Below are 19,993 nucleotides of genomic sequence, written 5' to 3' on the forward strand. Positions count from 1 at the left end.
CACATTAAAACATGCAAAAGATAACCCATTTCACAATAAACATTTAATTACATCACCTGAATGAATAAAATCTGTCCGCCCGGCGCAGCGTCAACGCGCTTTACCTTTCTATTCACAGGCCAGTCATGACTAACAGCAACCGTATTAAGCTCACATGGATCAGCTTCTTCTCCTACGCCCTGACCGGCGCGTTGGTGATCGTCACCGGGATGGTGATGGGTAACATTGCGGATTATTTCCATCTGCCCGTTTCCAGTATGAGCAACACCTTTACCTTTCTGAACGCCGGTATTCTTATCTCTATCTTCCTCAATGCCTGGCTGATGGAAATCGTGCCGCTGAAAACTCAGCTGCGCTTTGGCTTTATTTTGATGGTGCTGGCGGTGGCCGGCCTGATGCTCAGCCACAGCCTGGCGCTGTTCTCCGCGTCAATGTTCGTTCTTGGCCTGGTGAGCGGGATCACCATGTCGATCGGGACCTTCCTGATCACCCATATGTATGAAGGCCGTCAGCGCGGGGCGCGTCTGCTGTTTACCGACTCCTTCTTTAGCATGGCGGGCATGATTTTCCCGATGGTCGCCGCCGTCCTGCTGGCGCGCAGCATCGAGTGGTACTGGGTCTACGCCTGTATTGGTCTGGTGTATGTCGCTATTTTCGTCCTGACTTTCGGCTGTGATTTCCCGGTGCTGGGCAAAAAAGCCCAGAGTGAAAACAGCCAGCCGGTGGTGAAAGAGAAGTGGGGCATTGGCGTACTGTTCCTCTCCGTTGCGGCGCTGTGCTACATCCTCGGTCAGCTGGGCTTTATCTCCTGGGTACCGGAATATGCAAAGAGCCTGGGCATGAGCCTCGGCGACGCCGGTAAACTGGTGAGCGATTTCTGGATGTCCTACATGATCGGCATGTGGTCATTCAGCTTCATCCTGCGCTTCTTCGACCTGCAGCGTATCTTAACCGTCCTCGCCGGGCTCGCGACGGTGCTGATGTACCTGTTTATCAATGGTTCGCCGGAGCATATGCCGTGGTTTATTCTGACCCTGGGCTTCTTCTCCAGCGCCATTTACACCTCGATCATTACGCTCGGTTCGCAGCAGACGCGGGTCGCTTCGCCGAAGCTGGTGAACTTTATCCTCACCTGCGGCACCATCGGCACCATGCTCACTTTCGTGGTCACCGGCCCGATTGTGGCGGCCAGCGGTCCCCTGGCCGCGCTACACACCGCTAACGGCCTCTATGCCGTGGTATTCGTAATGTGCTTTATCCTCGGCTTCGTCTCCCGTCATCGCCAGAACAACGCTCAGGCGGCGTCTCACTAAGCCTTCGGCCCCTTTGCATCCGCAAGGGGGCTGTTCCTCATAAAAGAAAGCTCCTCGCCACCGCGGTCAGTTTGGATCCAGCTTTGCGCCGGCTGGGTGGTCGCGATCACCCTTCCCTGGCGAATTGACCAGCGCACCGGCACCTGGCAGCGGACGGCCTCAAAGCCATTCTCCGCCGGGAGAATGATCAGGTTAGCCGGGTTGCCGCTGACAATGCCGTAATCCTCGAGGCCAAACGTGCGGGCGCTGTTGTCGGTGATAAGCTGCAGGCCGTCGTTGATCTGCTGGTAGCCCATCAGCTGGCAAACATGGAGCCCCATATGCAGGACCTGCAGCATATTGCCGGTCCCCAGCGGGTACCACGGGTCAAAGACGTCATCATGACCAAAGCAAACGTTGATCCCCGCCGCCAACAGCTCCTTCACCCGGGTAATGCCCCGTCGCTTCGGGTAGTCGTCAAACCGGCCCTGCAGATGAATATTCACCAGCGGATTGGCGACAAAGTTGATGCCGGAGAGCTTAAGCAAGCGGAACAGACGCGAGGTATAAGCGCCATTATAGGAGTGCATAGCGGTGGTATGGCTGGCCGTTACCCGCGGCCCTATCCCCGCTTTCAGCGCCAGCGCGGCAACGGTTTCAACAAAGCGCGACTGCTCATCGTCAATTTCATCGCAGTGAATATCCAGTGGGCGGTCATATTGCTGCGCCAGACGGAAGGCGATATGCAGCGATTCCACACCATATTCACGGGTGAACTCAAAATGCGGGATCGCCCCGACGACGTCCGCCCCCAGCTTGAGGGCCTCCTCCAGCAGCGCCTCGCCGTTGGGGTAAGAGAGGATCCCCTCCTGTGGGAAAGCGACAATCTGTAACTCGACCCATGGCGCCACCTCCTGTTTGACCTCCAGCATCGCCTTCAGCGCCGTTAACGTGGGATCGGAAACATCGACATGAGTGCGGACAAACTGCACGCCATTGGCGATCTGCCACTTCAGGGTTTTCCACGCCCGGGCTTTGACGTCCTCATGGCTGAGCAGCGCTTTCCGCTCCGCCCAGCGCTCAATCCCCTCGAACAGAGTACCGGACTGATTCCAGTTCGGCTCGCCGGCCGTCTGGGTGGTATCCAGATGGATATGCGGCTCGATAAAAGGCGGGATCGCTAGCCCGCCGCGAGCGTTCAATACCTCGTAGCTTTCATCGTGCGCCTCCCCCATCGGCGTGATCTCGCCAAAGCGGCCCTTATCAATGGCTATTTGCCACAGGCCGTCGCGGTCTGCCAGGCGTACGTTCTGAATCAACCAAAGCGGCGCTGCTGTCATATCACCCTCTCTATTCAATACGGCTTGTTTTCTGTCTAACCCCAATCGCGGCTTACCCAATTCTTGTACACAAAATCAGCAAAAAGGAAAAGTCAGCGTTTTCCATGACTTATAAAAATACTGACAAATCAAACGCATACCCATTAAGTGGTAGGTGAAGTTGTCATTGATTTGCATCAATAAGCCTGATGGCTGAATCGTTAAGGTAGGCGGTAATAGAAAAGAAATCGAGGCAAAAATGAGCAAAGTCAGAATCGCTATTATCGGTAACGGCATGGTTGGCCATCGCTTTATCGAAGAGCTTCTCGATAAGGCGCCTGCCGGACAGTTCGACATTACCGTGTTCTGTGAAGAACCGCGTATCGCCTACGACCGCGTCCACCTGTCGTCTTATTTCTCCCATCACACTGCGGAAGAACTGTCGCTGGTACGCGAAGGTTTCTATGAGAAACACGGCGTCAAGGTGCTGGTCGGCGAACGGGCGATCACCATCAACCGCCAGGAGAAAGTGATCCACTCCAGCGCCGGGCGTACCGTGTTCTACGACAAGCTGATTATGGCGACCGGCTCATACCCGTGGATCCCGCCGATTAAAGGCGCGGAAACCCAGGATTGCTTCGTCTATCGCACTATTGAAGATCTTAACGCCATCGAATCCTGCGCTCGCCGCAGCAAACGCGGCGCGGTAGTCGGCGGCGGCCTGCTCGGACTGGAAGCGGCCGGCGCGTTGAAAAACCTCGGCGTGGAAACCCATGTTATCGAATTCGCGCCGATGCTGATGGCCGAACAGCTCGACCAGATGGGCGGCGAGCAGTTGCGGCGCAAAATCGAAAGCATGGGCGTGAAAGTTCACACCAGCAAAAACACCAAAGAGATTGTTCAGCAGGGCACCGAGGCGCGCAAAACCATGCACTTCGCCGACGGTAGCGAGCTGCAGGTCGATTTCATCGTCTTCTCAACCGGGATCCGCCCGCGCGATAAGCTGGCCACCCAGTGCGGGCTGGCGGTCGCCCAGCGCGGCGGCATCATGGTCAACGATAGCTGCCAGACCTCCGATCCGGATATCTATGCCATCGGGGAATGCGCCAGCTGGAACAACCGCGTCTACGGTCTGGTCGCCCCCGGCTATAAAATGGCCCAGGTGGCCGTCGACCATCTCCTCGGCAGTGAAAATAGCTTCACCGGCGCCGACCTCAGCGCCAAGCTGAAGCTGTTGGGTGTGGACGTGGGCGGGATCGGCGATGCCCACGGCCGCACGCCGGGCGCCCGTAGCTACGTCTATCTCGACGAAAGCAAAGAAGTTTATAAGCGCCTGATCGTCAGCGCCGACAACAAAACGCTGCTCGGCGCGGTGCTGGTCGGCGACACCAGCGACTACGGCAATCTGCTGCAGCTGGTGCTCAACGCCATCGAGCTGCCGGAAAACCCGGATTCGCTGATCCTCCCGGCCCACGCCGGCAGCGGCAAGCCATCGATCGGCGTCGATAAACTGCCGGACAGCGCGCAGATCTGCTCCTGCTTTGACGTCAGCAAAGGCGACCTGATCGCCGCTATCAACAAAGGCTGCCACACCGTGGCGGCGCTGAAAGCGGAAACCAAAGCCGGGACCGGCTGCGGGGGCTGTATTCCGCTGGTCACTCAGGTGCTCAACGCCGAGCTGGCGAAACAGGGCATCGAGGTCAACAACAATCTGTGCGAACACTTCGCTTACTCCCGTCAGGAGCTGTTCCACCTGATCCGCGTGGAAGGCATTAAAACCTTCGACGAACTGCTGGAAAAACACGGTCAGGGCTACGGCTGTGAAGTCTGTAAGCCGACCGTCGGTTCCCTACTGGCCTCCTGCTGGAATGAGTACATCCTCAAGCCGCAGCACACGCCGCTGCAGGACAGCAACGACAACTTCCTCGCCAACATTCAGAAAGATGGTACCTATTCGGTGATCCCGCGCTCAGCTGGCGGCGAAATCACGCCGGAAGGGCTGGTCGCCGTGGGCCGTATCGCCCGTGAATTCAATCTGTACACCAAAATCACCGGCTCTCAGCGCATCGGCCTGTTTGGCGCGCAGAAAGACGACCTGCCGGAGATCTGGCGGCAGCTGATTGAAGCGGGATTCGAAACCGGCCACGCCTACGCCAAAGCGCTGCGAATGGCGAAAACCTGCGTCGGCAGCACCTGGTGCCGCTACGGCGTTGGCGACAGCGTCGGCTTCGGCGTGGAACTGGAAAACCGCTACAAAGGCATCCGCACCCCGCACAAAATGAAGTTCGGCGTCTCCGGCTGCACCCGCGAATGTGCCGAGGCTCAGGGCAAAGACGTCGGGATCATCGCCACCGAGAAAGGCTGGAACCTGTACGTGTGCGGTAATGGCGGGATGAAGCCGCGTCACGCCGATCTACTGGCCGCGGACCTCGATCGCGATACGCTCATCAAATATCTCGACCGCTTTATGATGTTCTACATCCGCACCGCCGATAAGCTGACCCGCACTGCCCCGTGGCTGGACAATATGGAAGGCGGTATCGACTATCTGCGCAGCGTCATCATCGATGACAAGCTCGGTCTGAACGACCATCTGGAAGAAGAGCTGGCTCGCCTGCGCGCCGCCTTCGCCTGCGAGTGGACCGAGACCGTCAACAATCCGGCGGCGCAGACCCGCTTCAAACACTTTATCAACAGCGACCAGCGCGACCCGAACGTTCAGGTGGTGCCGGAACGTGACCAGCACCGCCCGGCCACGCCGTATGAGCGTATCCCGGTTACTCTGGTGGAGGAAAAAGCATGAGCCAGTGGGTAAATATCTGCAGCATCGACGACATCCTGCCGGCCACCGGCGTCTGCGCCCTGCTCGGTCAGCAGCAGGTGGCGATCTTCCGTCCCTACCATGACGACAGAGTATTCGCCATCAGCAACATTGATCCGTTCTTCAACGCCAGCGTACTGTCTCGCGGGATTATCGCCGAGCATGACGGCGCGCTATGGGTCGCCAGCCCGCTGAAAAAACAGCGCTTCCGCCTGAGCGACGGCCTGTGCATGGAAGATGCCAGCCACTCTATCGCCCGCTTCGACGCCCGCGTGAAAGACGGACACGTTCAGCTTAAAGCGTAAGTCCTTCTCCCTCCCCCCGGCCACGGGGGGAGATATAAGTAACAGTTCTGACCGACAGCGCATGAGTGCGGGATATGTCGCATGTTTTGTATTACCTTTGCTGCTATTCTACGACCACTCGTTTTCTACCCCTTATTTTTATGAGGTTATTCTGTGGATCACTTACCCATATTCTGCCAGTTGCGCCAGCGCGATTGTTTACTGGTTGGCGGCGGGGATGTCGCCGAACGCAAAGCCCGTCTGCTGCTGGATGCTGGCGCTAACGTCACGGTCAATGCGCTCGACTTCACGCCCCAGTTTCAGGTGTGGGCTGATTCACAGATGCTAACTCTGGTGCAGGGGGAGTTTATCCCCTCGCTGCTGGATAACTGCTGGCTGGCCATCGCGGCTACTGATGATGAGACGGTCAACCAGCAGGTTAGCGAGGCGGCCGAAGCGCGGCGTATCTTCTGTAACGTGGTGGATGCCCCGCGCCAGGCCAGCTTTATCATGCCGTCGATAATCGATCGCTCGCCGCTGATGGTCGCCGTCTCCTCGGGCGGGACATCACCGGTTCTGGCGCGCCTGCTGCGCGAGAAACTGGAGTCAATTCTGCCCCTGCATCTCGGCCAGCTGGCCCGCTATGCCGGCCATCTGCGCGCGCGGGTTAAGCAGCAGTTTGCCACCGTAGGCGAGCGTCGCCGCTTCTGGGAGAAGCTGTTTGTTAACGACCGTCTGGCGCAGTCGCTGGCTAATGACGATCGGCAGGCAGTCGCGGATACCACTGAGCAGTTACTGACGGAGCCGTTGGAGCATCGCGGCGAGGTGGTGCTGGTTGGCGCCGGCCCCGGTGACGCCGGGCTGCTCACGCTCAAAGGCCTGCAGCAGATCCAGCAGGCTGACGTGGTGGTCTATGATCGGCTGGTCTCCGATGACATCATGAATCTGGTGCGCCGCGATGCCGATCGGGTATTCGTCGGCAAGCGCTCAGGCTACCACTGCGTCCCGCAGGAGGAGATCAACCAGATCCTGCTGCGCGAAGCGCAAAAAGGAAGACGCGTGGTCCGGCTGAAAGGCGGCGATCCCTTTATCTTTGGCCGCGGGGGGGAAGAGCTGGAGACGCTTTGCGAGGCGGGCATCCCCTTCTCCGTTGTGCCTGGCATTACCGCCGCCTCCGGCTGCTCCGCTTATTCGGGGATCCCGTTAACACATCGCGATTTCGCCCAGGGCGTCCGCCTGGTCACCGGCCACCTGAAAACCGGCGGCGAGCTGGACTGGGCGAACCTGGCGGTGGAGAAGCAAACCCTGGTGTTCTACATGGGTCTGAACCAGGCGCCGGCGATCCGCGAGAAGCTTATCGCTCACGGCATGGCTGAAGATATGCCCGCCGCCATCGTCGAGAACGGCACCGCTGTGACGCAAAAAGTGGTCAGCGGCACCTTAGGACAACTGGATATTCTGGCGCAGCAGATGGCCAGCCCGGCGCTGATCATCGTCGGCCGCGTGGTCGGTCTGCGGGATAAACTGAACTGGTTTTCGAACCATTAACCTTGCCTCCCATAAAGCGACAGGCATAAAAAAGGGCGGGATATCATCCCGCCCTTTTAGCTGTTGCGTCGCTTACGGCTTGGCGACAAAGCCAACCGCTTCGTATACCGCTTTCAGGGTTTGAGAAGCCCGCGCGCTGGCCTTTTCCGCGCCGTCTTTCATCACCTGATTGAGAAACGCTTCGTCGTTACGGAAACGGTGATAGCGCTCCTGCAGGTCAATCAGCATGCCCGATACCGCTTCGGCGACTTCGCCTTTCAGGTGGCCATACATTTTGCCTTCAAAATGCTGTTCCAGCTCAGGAATAGTTTTCCCGGTAACCGCGGAGAGGATATCCAGCAGGTTGGAGACGCCCGCTTTCTCTTTCAGATCGTAACGCACTACCGGCGGCTCGTCGGAGTCGGTGACCGCACGTTTAATCTTCTTGACCACCGATTTCGGATCTTCCAGCAGGCCGATGACGTTGTTGCGGTTGTCGTCGGACTTGGACATCTTTTTCGTCGGCTCCAGCAGCGACATCACGCGCGCGCCGGATTTAGGGATAAACGGCTCAGGCACTTTAAAAATATCGCCGTAGATGGCGTTAAAACGCTGGGCGATATCGCGGCTTAGCTCAAGGTGCTGTTTCTGATCTTCGCCCACCGGAACCTGGTTGGTCTGGTACAGCAGAATGTCAGCGGCCATCAGTACCGGATAATCAAACAGACCGGCGTTGATGTTCTCCGCGTAGCGCGCTGACTTGTCTTTAAACTGAGTCATGCGGCTCAGTTCGCCGAAATAGGTGTAGCAGTTCAGCGCCCAGCCTAGCTGGGCATGTTCCGGCACGTGCGACTGCACGAAGATAGTGCTTTTCTGCGGGTCGATGCCGCAGGCCAGATACAGCGCCAGGGTGTCCAGCGTCGCCTTGCGCAGCTGCTGCGGATCCTGGCGCACGGTGATGGCGTGCTGGTCCACGATGCAATAGATGCAGTGGTAATCGTCCTGCATGTTTACCCACTGACGCAGCGCACCCATATAGTTGCCAATGGTCAGTTCACCTGAGGGCTGTGCGCCACTAAAAACGATGGGCTTAGTCATGTTTCAATTCCTGAGTTTCACTGTGCGGTAACCCGAGAGCGGGTAAGAGTTCGTTAAACTGGTCGAAGAGATAGTCCGGCTCGCTCAGCGCAAGCGGTTCACCATAGTTATAACCGTAGGTCAGACCAACAGAGCAGCAGCCTGCCGCTTTGGCCGCCTGAATATCATTGCGCGAATCGCCGACAAACAGCAGCTCGGCTGGAGCCAGAGAGAGCTTTTCCGCCACCAGCAGCAGCGGTTCCGGATGCGGCTTTTTATTCTGCACGTCATCGCCGCCAATCACCACGGTAAAATATTTCGCAATATCGAGCGCGTCCAACAGCGGGGCGACAAACGGCGTCGGCTTATTGGTAACCAGCGCCAGCGGCAGGCCTTTGGCATACAGCGCGCCGAGCGTATCGGCCACCGCCGGGAACAGGAAACTGCCCTCTTCCGCCGCTTCGGCGTAATAGCGGTCAAACAGTTTACGCAAAATGCGCAGCTGCTCGTCTTGCGGAATATCATGATCGTCGACGGAAGGCTTACCCATCGCCGCACGTAACGTTGCTCGCTCCTGACGAGCCCAGGTCAGCGCCCGCTCCATCAGGACATCGGCGCCGTTACCGATCCAGGTGATAACGCGTTCTTCTCCCGCCACCGGCAGCTCCAGGGCGTACAGGGCGTTATCAACCGCCGAGGTTAGACCCGGCGCGCTGTCCACCAGCGTGCCGTCGAGATCAAATGCGATGCCGCGGATCGCCTGTAATTTATCCATGACTCACCTTCGCTAATTCACTACGCATTTGATCAATGACTTGCTTGTAGTCCGGCTGACCGAAGATCGCCGAACCGGCAACAAACATATCCGCACCCGCCGCGGCGATTTCGCCGATATTGCTGGCTTTCACGCCGCCATCCACTTCGAGGCGGATGTCGTAGCCGGACGCATCGATGCGCTGGCGCACTTCACGCAGTTTATCCAGCGTCTGGGGAATAAAGGACTGGCCGCCAAAGCCCGGGTTAACCGACATCAGCAGGATCACGTCCAGCTTATCCATCACGTAATCGAGGTAGCTCAGCGGCGTCGCCGGGTTAAACACCAGGCCCGCTTTACAGCCGTGCTCTTTGATAAGCTGCAGGCTGCGATCGACGTGTTCGGAGGCTTCCGGATGGAAGGTGATAATGCTGGCGCCGGCTTCGGCAAAATCAGGAATGATGCGGTCGACCGGCTTCACCATCAGGTGAACGTCGATTGGCGCGGTAATACCGTAATTACGCAGTGACTTCAGCACCATCGGGCCAATCGTCAGGTTTGGCACGTAGTGGTTGTCCATAACGTCGAAGTGCACGACATCCGCACCCGCCGCCAGCGCCTTCGCGGTATCCTCACCCAGACGGGCAAAATCAGCCGACAGAATCGAAGGGGCAATCAAATACTGCTTCATCCGCATCTCCTTGAAATTTATTTGGTCTTAGGCGGACGGTAGAGCGCTAATAGCTCGTCCACCTTTTTACGCGTACCACCGTTGCTGCTGATGCTGCGCCGCACCTTCACAATATGCGTTTCTGCCGCGTTTTTATACCATTCCTGCGTCAGCGGCGTGCGGTGGTTGGAAATCAGCACCGGGATGCGCTTTTTCATCAGCGATTCCGCCTTTTGCGCCAGCAGTACCTGTTGTTCCAGGTTGAAACTGTTGGTGTGGTAGGCGGTAAAGTTCGCCGTCGCCGTTAGCGGCGCATAGGGCGGATCGCAATACACCACTGTGCGGCTATCCGCACGTTGCATGCACTCTTCGTAAGATTCGCAGTAAAACTCGGCGTTTTGCGCCTTCTCGGCGAAATGATAGAGCTCAGCTTCGGGGAAATAGGGCTTTTTATAACGGCCAAACGGCACATTGAACTCGCCGCGCAGATTGTAGCGGCACAGGCCATTGTAGCCGTGACGGTTCAAATACAGGAACAGCACCGCGCGACGCAGCGGATCCTGGCTTTGGTTAAATTCATCACGATACAGGTAGTAGCGCTCAGCGACGTTATTTTCCGGGGTAAACATCTCACGGGCGGCGGCGACGTATTCGTCGGTGCGCAGTTTGACGATGTTGTACAGGCCGATTAAGTCACTGTTGATATCCGCGAGGATATAACGAGAAAAGTCGGTATTAAGAAATACCGACCCGGCGCCCACAAAGGGCTCGATCAAGCACTCGCCTTCCGGCAAATGCTTTTTAATATCGTCAAGCAGGGGGAACTTTCCCCCTGCCCACTTCAGAAAAGCGCGATTCTTTTTCATGCTGCCTAACTAATTACACGTTCTCCGGCTGTGGAGAAAGCTCCGACAGCATCCTGCGCTTAAGACTACCCCACGGCATTATTTCAGGTCAGCCTGAACCTGATGCAGCGGTTTTGCCCATGGATTTTTCGCCTGCACGTCCGCCGGCAGCGAGGTGACAGCACGTTTCGCTTCATCTTTCGATGCATAGATACCGCTCACCAGCACGTACCATGGTTGGCCGTTACGCGACGTTTCATAGACAACATATTTATCCAGCTTCTCTTTCTTCGCCCAGTTGTTGAGGTTGTCGTAGTTAGAGGAGCTGCTGAGCTGCAGAGTATAGTGACCCGACGGCGCAGTTTTCATTGAGCTGACGTCACCTGCCGTCTTCCCGCTCTTCGCTGCCGGCGCTGCCGCAGCTGCCGTTGCCGCTGGCGCTGCGGTCGTCGTGGTCGGTTTGCTCTGAGCGGTGGCCACCGGTTTGCTTTCGCTGACGGACGTTTTCGCCGGAGCGGTGGTCGCCGTGCTTTCAACATGCTTCGGCTGGACCGGCTTCGATTCTACCGGCGTTTTCGCCACGGCCTGTGGCTTCGACTGCGGCTTCGCTTCGATAACGGTATGCTTACGTTCAGCCGGACGCGGGGTCGCTGCTGTCTGACGCTCGGTCGCCTGGCGCGGCGCCGCGGTGCCATTGGCGCCATTCCGGATTGGCGCGACGGTAGCCGGTTCAGTCGGCAGCGTCGAGTTAGCCACGGCGCCGTCCAGTTGGCCCTGCTGCTGGGTCAACGCATTGTTCAGATCGCCCTGAACTTCGATACGCTGCTGGCCCTGCGGCGCAGCCGCTGCCTGGCCCTGCGTCGGGTTCGCGGCAATAGGCGGTACCGTTACGTCCTGCTGTGAGGTGCTGTTAGCGGCGGCAGTCTGGTCCTGGCCCGCAGCAGGCATGCTGGCGGACTGGTCGTCAGACAGATTAATGCTCTTCTCGCCGGAAGCGGTCTGCTGGCTGGAAGATGATGGCGATTTCAGTGCGGAACCGATACCCACGATCAACAGCAGCAGCACCAGAATCCCCACACCCATCATGATGTACTGGCGGGAGGCCGGTTTGGCCGGCGCTTTTTTACGCTTGCGCGGACGACGCTCTACAGGCTGCTCTTCGAGCATCTCCTCGTCTTGCGCATCCAGTTCTTCTTCGAACTCTTCCTCTTCACGCTCGCGACGGGCCTTACCAGCGCGCGTCGGACGGCCTTCATCGGCATCAAGATCAACATCGTCAAAATTGATCTGCGGATCGGCATCACGCTCGGAAGACTGACGGGAACGACCAGCACGACGATCGTTGCGATCGGCTTTCATATCGTCTTCTGGTTTGAAATCATCCATTTAACACCCCACTAAAAGGCTTATGCTCACGATTATTGCACATCACCCGAAATGATAACGCCGCGCGAACGCGGCCAGACCTTCTTATTGTTGCGCCTGCTGAGTATCAGCAATCGCGCCAAGAACCACATCGTGCGGCACTCCGCCGCGCAGCTCGCTGCTTCCTATTGCGAGCGGGAGCACCAGCCGCATTTCGCCAGCCAGTACCTTTTTATCGCGCATCATATGGGGCAAATACGCCTGCGCACTCATTTCCTGCGGGCCGCGTACCGGTAAGCCTGCACGCTTGAGCAGATCGATAATGCGCTGAGTATCCTGCGCGCGGAACTGCCCCAGCCGTTCGGACGTGCGTGCCGCCATCACCATACCTGCCGCCACCGCTTCGCCATGCAGCCAGTTACCGTAGCCCATTTCCGCTTCGATAGCATGGCCGAAGGTATGTCCAAGATTGAGTAAAGCACGTAACCCGGTTTCACGCTCGTCGGCTGCCACAACCTCCGCTTTCAGTTCACAGCAGCGGCGAATGCAGTACGCCATGGCGGTATCGTCCAGCGCCAGCAGCGCATCAATGTTGTTTTCCAGCCAGCTGAAGAATTCACCATCCAGGATCACCCCGTACTTGATGACCTCAGCCAGTCCGGAAGCGAGCTCGCGCTTCGGCAGAGTTTTCAGACAGTTAAGATCAACTACCACGGAAACCGGCTGCCAGAAGGCGCCAATCATGTTTTTGCCGAGAGGGTGGTTCACTGCGGTTTTGCCGCCGACCGACGAGTCGACCTGCGACAACAGGGTGGTAGGGACCTGGATGAAACGCACGCCGCGCTGATAGCTTGCCGCGGCGAAACCGGTTAAATCACCGATCACCCCCCCGCCAAGCGCCACCAGAGTGGTGTCGCGGCCATGTGGTTTTTGCAACAGCGCAGTAAACACGGTATCCATCACCGCCAGGCTTTTGTATTGCTCGCCGTCTGGCAGAATGACGCTGTCAACGTTGACCCCTGACTGCTCCAGCGCAGAGCGGACGGTATCCAGATAAAGCGGCGCCAGCGTTTCGTTGGTGACCAGCATAGCCTGGTCGCCCGACTTGAGTGGCAGGAAGGAAGCTGGATCGTTAAACAAACCAGCCGCGATGGTAATCGGGTAACTACGTTCCCCGAGGGTAACAGTAAGCCTCTCCATAACGCGACATCCACCTCAATGACTATTACTCTGACGCACTTTTATTAAGCCAGAATCAGTTGCTTTCCAGCATATGAATAATCTGGTTCGCGACGACTTTCGCACTCTGATCGTCTGTGCGGATAGTCACATCGGCGATCTCTTCATACAGCGGGTTACGCTCGTCAGCCAGCGCTTCCAGCACTTCACGAGGCGGCGCATCGACTTGTAGCAAAGGACGCTTTTTATCGCGCTGCGTACGGGCCAACTGCTTCTCGATCGTAGTTTCCAGGTAGACCACCACGCCGCGGGCGGAGAGACGGTTACGCGTTTCACGGGATTTTACAGAGCCGCCGCCAGTCGCCAGCACAATCCCCTGTTTTTCCGTCAACTCATTGATAATTTTCTCTTCACGGTCGCGGAAGCCTTCTTCGCCTTCAACATCGAAGACCCAGCCCACATCAGCGCCAGTGCGTTTCTCAATCTCTTGATCAGAATCGTAAAATTCCATGTTGAGCTGTTGGGCTAACTGGCGCCCAATAGTGCTTTTGCCGGCACCCATAGGCCCAACCAGAAAGATATTGCGTTTCTCTGCCATTTTTTCGGTACTACTAAGACTATTCGTTAATGATAAACCCGCTTCGCAGACACCCAGCGCCGCAGGGCATGAACTGAAACCTCATATGCAATAGAGCGAGAGTCAGACTAAAAATTATCTCAATACTCCGGCTGGTTTGGCAACTGAATAAAATCGCCGGACAATAAAGGGAGGATTGATGTCGTACCCGACTCTCAAATCGGTACCCCTTGTATGCTAAATCCGTCCTCACGTCAAACACCTGAAACGTGTTTAGCATGAAAAACCTGCTTAACGTACTGCCAGAATCCGTGGCGTAATAAAGACAACCAGTTCGCGACGTTCATTATCTTTCCCGTCACGACGAAACAGACGTCCCAGTACCGGGATATCGCCAAGCAGCGGGACGCTGTCGCGGGCGGTTTTGTTTTTCTGCGAAAAGATGCCGCCCAACGCTAAAGTCTCGCCGCTGCGAACTTCCACCAGGGTCTCTATCTCCTGCTTATCGATGGCCAGCGCTTCGCCGTTTTCCTGCTTCAGCACCTGGCCTGGCGTATTCTCGCTTATTCGCAGCTTAAGCCGCACTCTTCCCTGCTGCAGCACCGTCGGCGTGACCTCCATGCCCAGCACCGCCTCTTTGAACTCCACCGAAGTGGCGCCGCTTTCGCCACTGGAAACCTGATAGGGGATCTCGCTTCCCTGCTTGATGCTGGCAGGCTGCATGTGGGAGGCCAATAAACGCGGGCTGGCAATAATTTCGACCTGCTGCTTGCGCTCCAGCGCGGATAGCTCCAGCTCAAGCAAGCGACCGTTGATCTTGCCGATGTTAAACCCTGCGCGGGTGCTGGCATCGTTTACCGATACATCGCTGCTTAGGGTGGTGATTTGCCCGGAGCCTGGCGGGCTTCCGGCTTCCGCAAGCCGCCACTTCACCCCCAGCTCACGAAGGCTGGTTTCGCTCATCGACACGATATGGGCGGCCAGCTCCACCTGGCCGACCGGCAGATCCATCTCCTGCGCCCAGGCCTTCAACGCCGGCAGGTGCCGGGCATCATCGCGGATCAGCAGCCGATTAGTCCGCTTGTCCGCCATCAGGTGTCCCCTGGCGCTGAGCAGCTTTCCGCCGCTTTTAGCCAGCTCCTCAGCGTCGGCAAAGTGCAGGGTCACGCTCTCCGCCTGCAGGGGCAGGTTCTGCAGGCGTTTCTCCTGTTCGGCTTCACGCTGCGCCTGATTTGCCTTTTGCCAGGCCTGAGTGTGCGCGTAGATGACCGTCCCCTGCTGTTGCAAAGAGAGACCCGCGCTATCCGCTACCGCCCGCAGCGCCTGGCTCCAGGGAACCTTCTGCAGACGCAGGGAGAGCGTGCCGCTGACGTCCGGCGCGACGACGAGGTTTTTATGGTTCATTTCGGCCAGGGCTTGCAGCACCTGGGCCACTGGCGCATCGTCAATCACCAGCGAAACCGGTTTATCATTGCGGGCGGCGGGGGCCACCGCCAGCGGCAGCAGCAGAAGCAGCAGGCTTATCCATCGCATCATGTTGTTTCCCTTCACGTTGCCAGCGCCACGCTGGCGGTTCACATCCCGAAGACGTGACGATGTCCAGCTCACCGGCCGTCAGCCGGCTCACCCGCCAGCCCGTGGGCAATTGCTCATCCATGCGTACCCGTCGCCACTTTCCGTTCCCATCCTGCAGAAACCCCGTCCAGCCAGCCTCATCCCCAACCGCCCCGCCATAGCGCCATTGCGAAAGCTGCGCCGTGCGGCAGGGATCCTCAACCGGCTGGAAAGGGTCACGCTCGGCCGCCAGCAGCGACAGCGGTAGCCACAGGAAGATCCAGCGTTTACCGCTCATCTTCCGCCTCCAGCAGCAGTCGCAGGCGGAGCGTCTGCGCCTCACGGCCCAGCGAAAACGAACGCGGATTCATCCCGCAGCGCGCCAGCCAGGAAAAAAGCGCGGGTACCGTTGACCAGGACAGGGTCAGCTCCATCTCGCCGCCGCTTCCCTGCGGACGCCAGGCGATAAGCTTCGCTCCGGAGAGCGGAATGGCTATGGGCGAAAATGACTGCGTGTCGATGCGCGCCCCGGGATTTTCCTCGCCGGGGATGCGCAGCGCCATGATCCGCCGCCACTGCGTTTGCAACGCCGCATCACGGGTTACCGCCGCCTGCGGAGGGCGCAGATCGCGCCAGAGCGCCACGCCGCCTCCCGACAGCCCCATTGCGAGCAGGATCGGCAGCCCCGTCCAGGCGCCCCGAAGGTTAATCCGCATCAGCGCGCGCTCCCGTCAGGGTAAAACTGAACTGCCAACGCCCCTCGGCGTCGCGCTGGGTCCCGCCGGCTTTTGCCGGCGCGAATCCCGCGACGCGAGTCAGCGCAGCCTCCACGCTGGTTAGCGCCTGCAGGTTAAGGGCCAGGCCGTCCAGCGTGAGGAGTACGCCCTGGTACTCCAGCCGCGTCAGCCACGCCTGCGCGGGCAGATCTGCCGCCAGCACCTGCAGCCTGGGTTGCCAGGCGGCGATCGCCGATCTGCGCTGGTACTGCTGGCGCTGCCGTTGATGCTGCTGCCACGCCTCACGCATCGCCTGCTCGCGCTGCTTAAGCGAAGCGAGCAGCTGCGCGTCGGCCGTCGTGTGAAGCGTCGCCAGGAAGTCGCGCTGCAGACGCGCCGTTCGGCTCACCAGCAGGCCCATCCCGCCCAGCAGCACAATGCCGATGGTTAACAACAGGACGTAGCGCAGGCGCTGGCGGCGACGCAGGTCGCGCCAGGGAAGAAGATTAACGACATGCGTCATTCCGCCCGCCTCCCAGCGCCAGCCCAAGGGCAATGGCGTAACGATCGCCATCGGCTGGCAGCGGGGGCTGCCGACGGTGAATCACTTGCCAGACATCAAAGCGACTGGCCTCATCGCCCGCGTCAATACACAGGCGCAGCGGAACCTGAAGCTGCCCCGCCAGCTGGCTTAAGGACCCGACATCAGCGCAGGCGTCACTGCCCCAGGCCTCACGGGTCGCCCACAGCCAGTGCTTTTCATCCCGCCACGCCAGGCCCTGGTCTGCCGCAGTCATCCAGGGGAAAAAGGCGCCGAGCGCACTGGCATCCGGTACGATGGCCGCCACCCGCAGCCGCAGCCGCCCTGCCAGCTCCCGCAGAACATTGATATCCAGCCGCTGCGCCGCCGTAACCTGCCAGCCGTCATCCCGCGAGGTGGGCGCATAATCAATACATAGCGCGGAGGCAGGCATTGCCAGCTGCTGGCTCATGGCGCTGGCTACCCACGTCGCCTGTTCCCGCTCCCGCAAGGCGAACTGGGGATACGGAAGACGCTTTTGCAGTGTGCGCACCGCGGGAAAGGCGATACTAACCTGATGCTGCGCCGGTAGCTCCCGCCGCCAGGCGGCCAGCCGCGAACCGAGTGCGCTGACGTCCGCCACCATTCCCTGACGTACCAGCCCCGGCGGCAATGGGATACGCCACCAGCGGCGCAGCGCCCAGTGTGAACGTTCATGCAATAGCGCGACAATGGCAATGCTATCCTGTTGGATATGCATTCCAAGCCGCCAGTTTCTGAAAGCCATGCTTACGATCTCCTTATCCGGCAAAACTGCCCGGCTATATCAATGCACCTGGCTTGCCTTTATACTACCGCGCGTTTGTTTATAAACTGCCCAAATAAAACTAAATGGGAAAACACCGGTGAAGTTCGTAAAGTATCTATTGATCCTTGCAGTCTGTTGCGTACTGCTGGGAGCAGGCTCGATTTTTGGCCTCTACAAATACATAGAGCCGCAACTCCCCGACGTCGCAACCCTGAAGGATGTGCGTTTGCAGATCCCGATGCAGGTCTATAGCGCCGACGGTGAGCTTATTGCGCAGTACGGCGAAAAGCGCCGTATCCCTGTGACGTTGCAGCAAATTCCCCCCGAGCTGGTGAAAGCGTTTATCGCCACCGAAGACAGCCGCTTCTATGAGCACCACGGCGTCGATCCGGTAGGTATTTTCCGCGCCGCCAGCGTGGCGATGTTTTCAGGCCACGCCTCCCAGGGCGCCAGCACCATCACCCAGCAGTTAGCGCGTAACTTCTTTCTCAGCCCCGAGAAGACGTTGATGCGTAAGATTAAAGAGGCCTTTCTGGCCATCCGCATCGAGCAGTTGCTGAATAAAGATGAAATCCTTGAGCTGTATCTGAACAAGATCTACCTCGGCTACCGCGCCTATGGCGTCGGCGCCGCGGCGCAGGTCTATTTTGGCAAACCTATCGACCAGCTGACCCTGAGTGAGATGGCGGTGATTGCCGGTCTGCCGAAAGCGCCTTCCACTTTTAACCCGCTCTATTCGATGGATCGCGCGACCGCCCGTCGCAACGTGGTGCTGTCGCGTATGCTGAGCGAAGGATACATCACCCAGGCGCAATACGATGAGGCGCGCAGCGAACCCATCGACGCCAGCTATCACGCGCCGAAAATCGCCTTCTCCGCCCCTTACCTGAGTGAAATGGTGCGCCAGGAGATGGTGAATCGCTACGGTGAGCAGGCCTACGAAGACGGTTATCGGGTCTACACCACCATTACCCGTAAAAACCAGCAGGCGGCCCAGCAGGCGGTACGCAATAACGTGCTGGATTACGATATGCGTCACGGCTACCGCGGCCCGGCCAGCGTACTGTGGAAAGTCGGTGAAACGCCGTGGGAGACGAAGAAGATCGTCGATTCGCTGAAGCGTCAGTCTGGCTACGGTCCGCTTTTCCCGGCGGTGGTCACCTCCGCGAATGCCCAGGAGGCTGTCGCGCTGTTGGCTAACGGCAACTCCGTTTCGCTGACGATGGAGGGCGTGCGCTGGGCCCGTCGCTTTATCTCTGATACGCAGCAAGGGGCGACCCCGCGTAAAGTCAACGACGTTGTGCAGGCCGGGCAGCAGATCTGGGTACGCAAGGTGGGTGACAGCTGGTGGCTGTCCCAGCTCCCGGACGTCAACTCAGCGCTGGTCTCCATTAACCCGCAAAACGGCGCGATTATTGCCCTTGTCGGCGGGTTTGACTTTAACCAGAGCAAATTCAACCGCGCCACCCAGGCGCTGCGCCAGGTCGGCTCCAACATTAAACCGTTCCTCTATACCGCCGCGATGGATAAAGGCTTAACGCTGGCAAGTATGCTCAACGATGTGCCGATCTCGCGCTGGGATGCGGGCGCAGGTTCCGACTGGCGGCCGAAGAACTCGCCGCCGCAGTATGCCGGTCCGATTCGTTTACGCCAGGGCCTGGGGCAGTCGAAAAACGTGGTGATGGTGCGCGCTATGCGCGCCATGGGCGTAGACTACGCCGCCGAGTACCTGCAGCGCTTTGGCTTCCCGGCGCAGAACATTGTCCACACGGAATCGTTGGCGCTGGGCTCAGCCTCCTTTACGCCCCTGCAGGTCGCTCGCGGTTATTCGGTGATGGCCAACGGCGGCTTCCTGGTCAATCCTTTCTTTATCAGTAAGATTGAGAACGATCAGGGCGGGGTCCTCTTCGAGGAGCGTCCGAAAATTGCCTGTCCGCAGTGTGATTTACCGGTAATTTACGGCGATACGCCAAAATCCAACGTGCTGGAAAACAAGGATGTGGAAGATGTCGCCACCTCCGCGGAACCGCAGAATGGCAACGTGCCGCCGCAGCCGCAGCTGGAGCAGGCCAACCAGTCGCTGGTCGCGCAGAGCGGCGCACAGGAATACGCGCCGCATGTGATTAACACACCGCTGGCCTTCCTGATCAAGAGCGCGCTGAACAGCAACATCTTTGGCGAGCCGGGCTGGATGGGCACCGGCTGGCGCGCCGGACGCGATCTGCAGCGGCATGACATCGGTGGGAAAACCGGGACCACCAACAGCTCGAAGGACGCCTGGTTCTCAGGCTACGGACCGGGCGTGGTGACCTCGGTTTGGATCGGCTTTGACGATCATCGTCGCGATCTTGGCCGGACCACCGCCTCCGGAGCGATTAAAGATCAGATCTCTGGCTATGAAGGCGGTGCCAAAAGCGCCCAGCCGGCCTGGGACAGCTTTATGAAGAGCGTGCTGGAAGGCGTTCCGGAAGAACCGTTAACTCCGCCGCCGGGTATCGTCACGGTGAATATCGACCGCAGCACCGGTCAGTTGGCGAATGGGGGCAATAGCCGGGCGGAGTACTTTATTGAAGGAACCCAGCCCACCCAGCAGGCAGTCCGTGAGGTGGGCACCACCCTGACTGACGGCGGCGGTGAAACCCACGAATTGTTCTGACAAAAAAAGCGCCTGCGGGCGCTTTTTTA

Annotated in this window: 18 protein-coding genes; 5 read left to right on the forward strand and 13 right to left on the reverse strand. The window is 58.7% G+C overall.

The annotated features are described in order from the left end of the window. Positions 1 to 125 precede the first annotated feature (125 nt). Entirely contained in the window at positions 126 to 1,313 is a 1,188-nt protein-coding gene (locus tag KPHS_49010) for an MFS transporter TsgA (RefSeq protein YP_005229201.1), read from the forward strand. Here KPHS_49010 and KPHS_49020 read toward each other — a convergent pair. Both KPHS_49020 and KPHS_49030 read right to left on the reverse strand, forming a co-directional pair. Further along, positions 1,310 to 2,632: a putative cytosine deaminase gene (locus tag KPHS_49020; RefSeq protein YP_005229202.1), complete on the reverse strand. Its 1,323-nt coding sequence runs from the start codon at positions 2,630 to 2,632 to the stop codon at positions 1,310 to 1,312. The two genes, KPHS_49010 and KPHS_49020, sit on opposite strands and share 4 nt — an antisense overlap. Positions 2,633 to 2,707: 75 nt before the next feature. Next, entirely contained in the window at positions 2,708 to 2,878 is a 171-nt protein-coding gene (locus tag KPHS_49030) for a hypothetical protein (protein YP_005229203.1), read from the reverse strand. Between KPHS_49030 and KPHS_49040 the strand changes: the two genes are divergently transcribed. From KPHS_49040 to KPHS_49060, 3 genes are all read left to right on the forward strand, one after another. After that, on the forward strand, positions 2,871 to 5,414 hold the full coding sequence (locus KPHS_49040) for a nitrite reductase large subunit (RefSeq protein YP_005229204.1): 2,544 nt from the start codon (positions 2,871 to 2,873) through the stop codon (positions 5,412 to 5,414). The two genes, KPHS_49030 and KPHS_49040, sit on opposite strands and share 8 nt — an antisense overlap. Further along, positions 5,411 to 5,737 carry a nitrite reductase small subunit gene (locus tag KPHS_49050; protein ID YP_005229205.1) on the forward strand — a complete coding sequence of 109 codons (327 nt, stop codon included), beginning with the start codon at positions 5,411 to 5,413 and terminating at the stop codon, positions 5,735 to 5,737. The genes KPHS_49040 and KPHS_49050 overlap by 4 nt, the downstream gene beginning before the upstream one ends. Positions 5,738 to 5,890: 153 nt before the next feature. Next, positions 5,891 to 7,264, forward strand: coding sequence for a siroheme synthase (locus KPHS_49060; RefSeq protein YP_005229206.1), 1,374 nt, complete (start codon positions 5,891 to 5,893; stop codon positions 7,262 to 7,264). 72 nt (positions 7,265 to 7,336) lie between these two features. On the opposite strand, the gene KPHS_49070 is transcribed toward KPHS_49060, so the two are convergent. The 11 genes from KPHS_49070 to KPHS_49170 all read right to left on the reverse strand — a co-directional run bounded on the left by KPHS_49070 (position 7,337) and on the right by KPHS_49170 (position 17,287). Continuing rightward, a complete protein-coding gene (locus KPHS_49070) occupies positions 7,337 to 8,341 on the reverse strand; it encodes a tryptophanyl-tRNA synthetase (RefSeq protein YP_005229207.1) in 1,005 nt (334 codons plus the stop codon). Further along, positions 8,334 to 9,095 carry a phosphoglycolate phosphatase gene (locus tag KPHS_49080; protein YP_005229208.1) on the reverse strand — a complete coding sequence of 254 codons (762 nt, stop codon included), beginning with the start codon at positions 9,093 to 9,095 and terminating at the stop codon, positions 8,334 to 8,336. Before KPHS_49080 ends, KPHS_49070 begins: the two co-directional genes overlap by 8 nt. Then, positions 9,088 to 9,765 carry a ribulose-phosphate 3-epimerase gene (locus tag KPHS_49090; RefSeq protein YP_005229209.1) on the reverse strand — a complete coding sequence of 226 codons (678 nt, stop codon included), beginning with the start codon at positions 9,763 to 9,765 and terminating at the stop codon, positions 9,088 to 9,090. Before KPHS_49090 ends, KPHS_49080 begins: the two co-directional genes overlap by 8 nt. A gap of 17 nt (positions 9,766 to 9,782) precedes the next feature. After that, positions 9,783 to 10,610, reverse strand: a complete 828-nt coding sequence (locus tag KPHS_49100; protein ID YP_005229210.1) for a DNA adenine methylase — start codon at positions 10,608 to 10,610, stop codon at positions 9,783 to 9,785. A gap of 78 nt (positions 10,611 to 10,688) precedes the next feature. Beyond that, a complete protein-coding gene (locus KPHS_49110; protein YP_005229211.1) occupies positions 10,689 to 11,975 on the reverse strand; it encodes a cell division protein DamX in 1,287 nt (428 codons plus the stop codon). A gap of 84 nt (positions 11,976 to 12,059) precedes the next feature. After that, positions 12,060 to 13,043, reverse strand: a complete 984-nt coding sequence (locus KPHS_49120; RefSeq protein YP_005229212.1) for a 3-dehydroquinate synthase — start codon at positions 13,041 to 13,043, stop codon at positions 12,060 to 12,062. Between the two features lie 166 nt (positions 13,044 to 13,209). Then, positions 13,210 to 13,695, reverse strand: a complete 486-nt coding sequence (locus KPHS_49130) for a shikimate kinase I (protein YP_005229213.1) — start codon at positions 13,693 to 13,695, stop codon at positions 13,210 to 13,212. Between the two features lie 306 nt (positions 13,696 to 14,001). Next, positions 14,002 to 15,246 carry an outer membrane porin gene (locus KPHS_49140; RefSeq protein YP_005229214.1) on the reverse strand — a complete coding sequence of 415 codons (1,245 nt, stop codon included), beginning with the start codon at positions 15,244 to 15,246 and terminating at the stop codon, positions 14,002 to 14,004. Positions 15,247 to 15,551: 305 nt separating this feature from the next. Continuing rightward, positions 15,552 to 15,980: a hypothetical protein gene (locus tag KPHS_49150; RefSeq protein YP_005229215.1), complete on the reverse strand. Its 429-nt coding sequence runs from the start codon at positions 15,978 to 15,980 to the stop codon at positions 15,552 to 15,554. Then, on the reverse strand, positions 15,970 to 16,503 hold the full coding sequence (locus tag KPHS_49160; RefSeq protein YP_005229216.1) for a hypothetical protein: 534 nt from the start codon (positions 16,501 to 16,503) through the stop codon (positions 15,970 to 15,972). The genes KPHS_49150 and KPHS_49160 overlap by 11 nt, the downstream gene beginning before the upstream one ends. Beyond that, entirely contained in the window at positions 16,487 to 17,287 is an 801-nt protein-coding gene (locus KPHS_49170) for a hypothetical protein (protein ID YP_005229217.1), read from the reverse strand. Before KPHS_49170 ends, KPHS_49160 begins: the two co-directional genes overlap by 17 nt. Before the next feature lie 247 nt (positions 17,288 to 17,534). On the opposite strand from KPHS_49170, the gene KPHS_49180 reads away from it, so the two are divergent. After that, positions 17,535 to 19,964, forward strand: coding sequence for a peptidoglycan synthetase (locus KPHS_49180; protein YP_005229218.1), 2,430 nt, complete (start codon positions 17,535 to 17,537; stop codon positions 19,962 to 19,964). Positions 19,965 to 19,993: the final 29 nt, after the last annotated feature.

This window comes from Klebsiella pneumoniae subsp. pneumoniae HS11286, from assembly GCF_000240185.1.
Taxonomy (GTDB): Bacteria; Pseudomonadota; Gammaproteobacteria; order Enterobacterales; family Enterobacteriaceae; genus Klebsiella; species Klebsiella pneumoniae.

Excerpts from the sequence above, each read along its gene's own strand:
- KPHS_49010 (YP_005229201.1), top strand. The coding sequence starts at position 126 with ATGACTAACAGCAACCGTATTAAGCTCACATGGATCAGCTTCTTCTCC.
- KPHS_49020 (YP_005229202.1), bottom strand. The coding sequence starts at position 2,632 with ATGACAGCAGCGCCGCTTTGGTTGATTCAGAACGTACGCCTGGCAGAC.
- KPHS_49040 (YP_005229204.1), top strand. The coding sequence starts at position 2,871 with ATGAGCAAAGTCAGAATCGCTATTATCGGTAACGGCATGGTTGGCCAT.
- KPHS_49050 (YP_005229205.1), top strand. The coding sequence starts at position 5,411 with ATGAGCCAGTGGGTAAATATCTGCAGCATCGACGACATCCTGCCGGCC.
- KPHS_49070 (YP_005229207.1), bottom strand. The coding sequence starts at position 8,341 with ATGACTAAGCCCATCGTTTTTAGTGGCGCACAGCCCTCAGGTGAACTG.
- KPHS_49080 (YP_005229208.1), bottom strand. The coding sequence starts at position 9,095 with ATGGATAAATTACAGGCGATCCGCGGCATCGCATTTGATCTCGACGGC.
- KPHS_49090 (YP_005229209.1), bottom strand. The coding sequence starts at position 9,765 with ATGAAGCAGTATTTGATTGCCCCTTCGATTCTGTCGGCTGATTTTGCC.
- KPHS_49100 (YP_005229210.1), bottom strand. The coding sequence starts at position 10,610 with ATGAAAAAGAATCGCGCTTTTCTGAAGTGGGCAGGGGGAAAGTTCCCC.
- KPHS_49110 (YP_005229211.1), bottom strand. The coding sequence starts at position 11,975 with ATGGATGATTTCAAACCAGAAGACGATATGAAAGCCGATCGCAACGAT.
- KPHS_49120 (YP_005229212.1), bottom strand. The coding sequence starts at position 13,043 with ATGCTGGTCACCAACGAAACGCTGGCGCCGCTTTATCTGGATACCGTC.
- KPHS_49130 (YP_005229213.1), bottom strand. The coding sequence starts at position 13,695 with ATGGGTGCCGGCAAAAGCACTATTGGGCGCCAGTTAGCCCAACAGCTC.
- KPHS_49140 (YP_005229214.1), bottom strand. The coding sequence starts at position 15,246 with ATGATGCGATGGATAAGCCTGCTGCTTCTGCTGCTGCCGCTGGCGGTG.
- KPHS_49150 (YP_005229215.1), bottom strand. The coding sequence starts at position 15,980 with ATGCGGATTAACCTTCGGGGCGCCTGGACGGGGCTGCCGATCCTGCTC.
- KPHS_49160 (YP_005229216.1), bottom strand. The coding sequence starts at position 16,503 with ATGACGCATGTCGTTAATCTTCTTCCCTGGCGCGACCTGCGTCGCCGC.
- KPHS_49170 (YP_005229217.1), bottom strand. The coding sequence starts at position 17,287 with ATGGCTTTCAGAAACTGGCGGCTTGGAATGCATATCCAACAGGATAGC.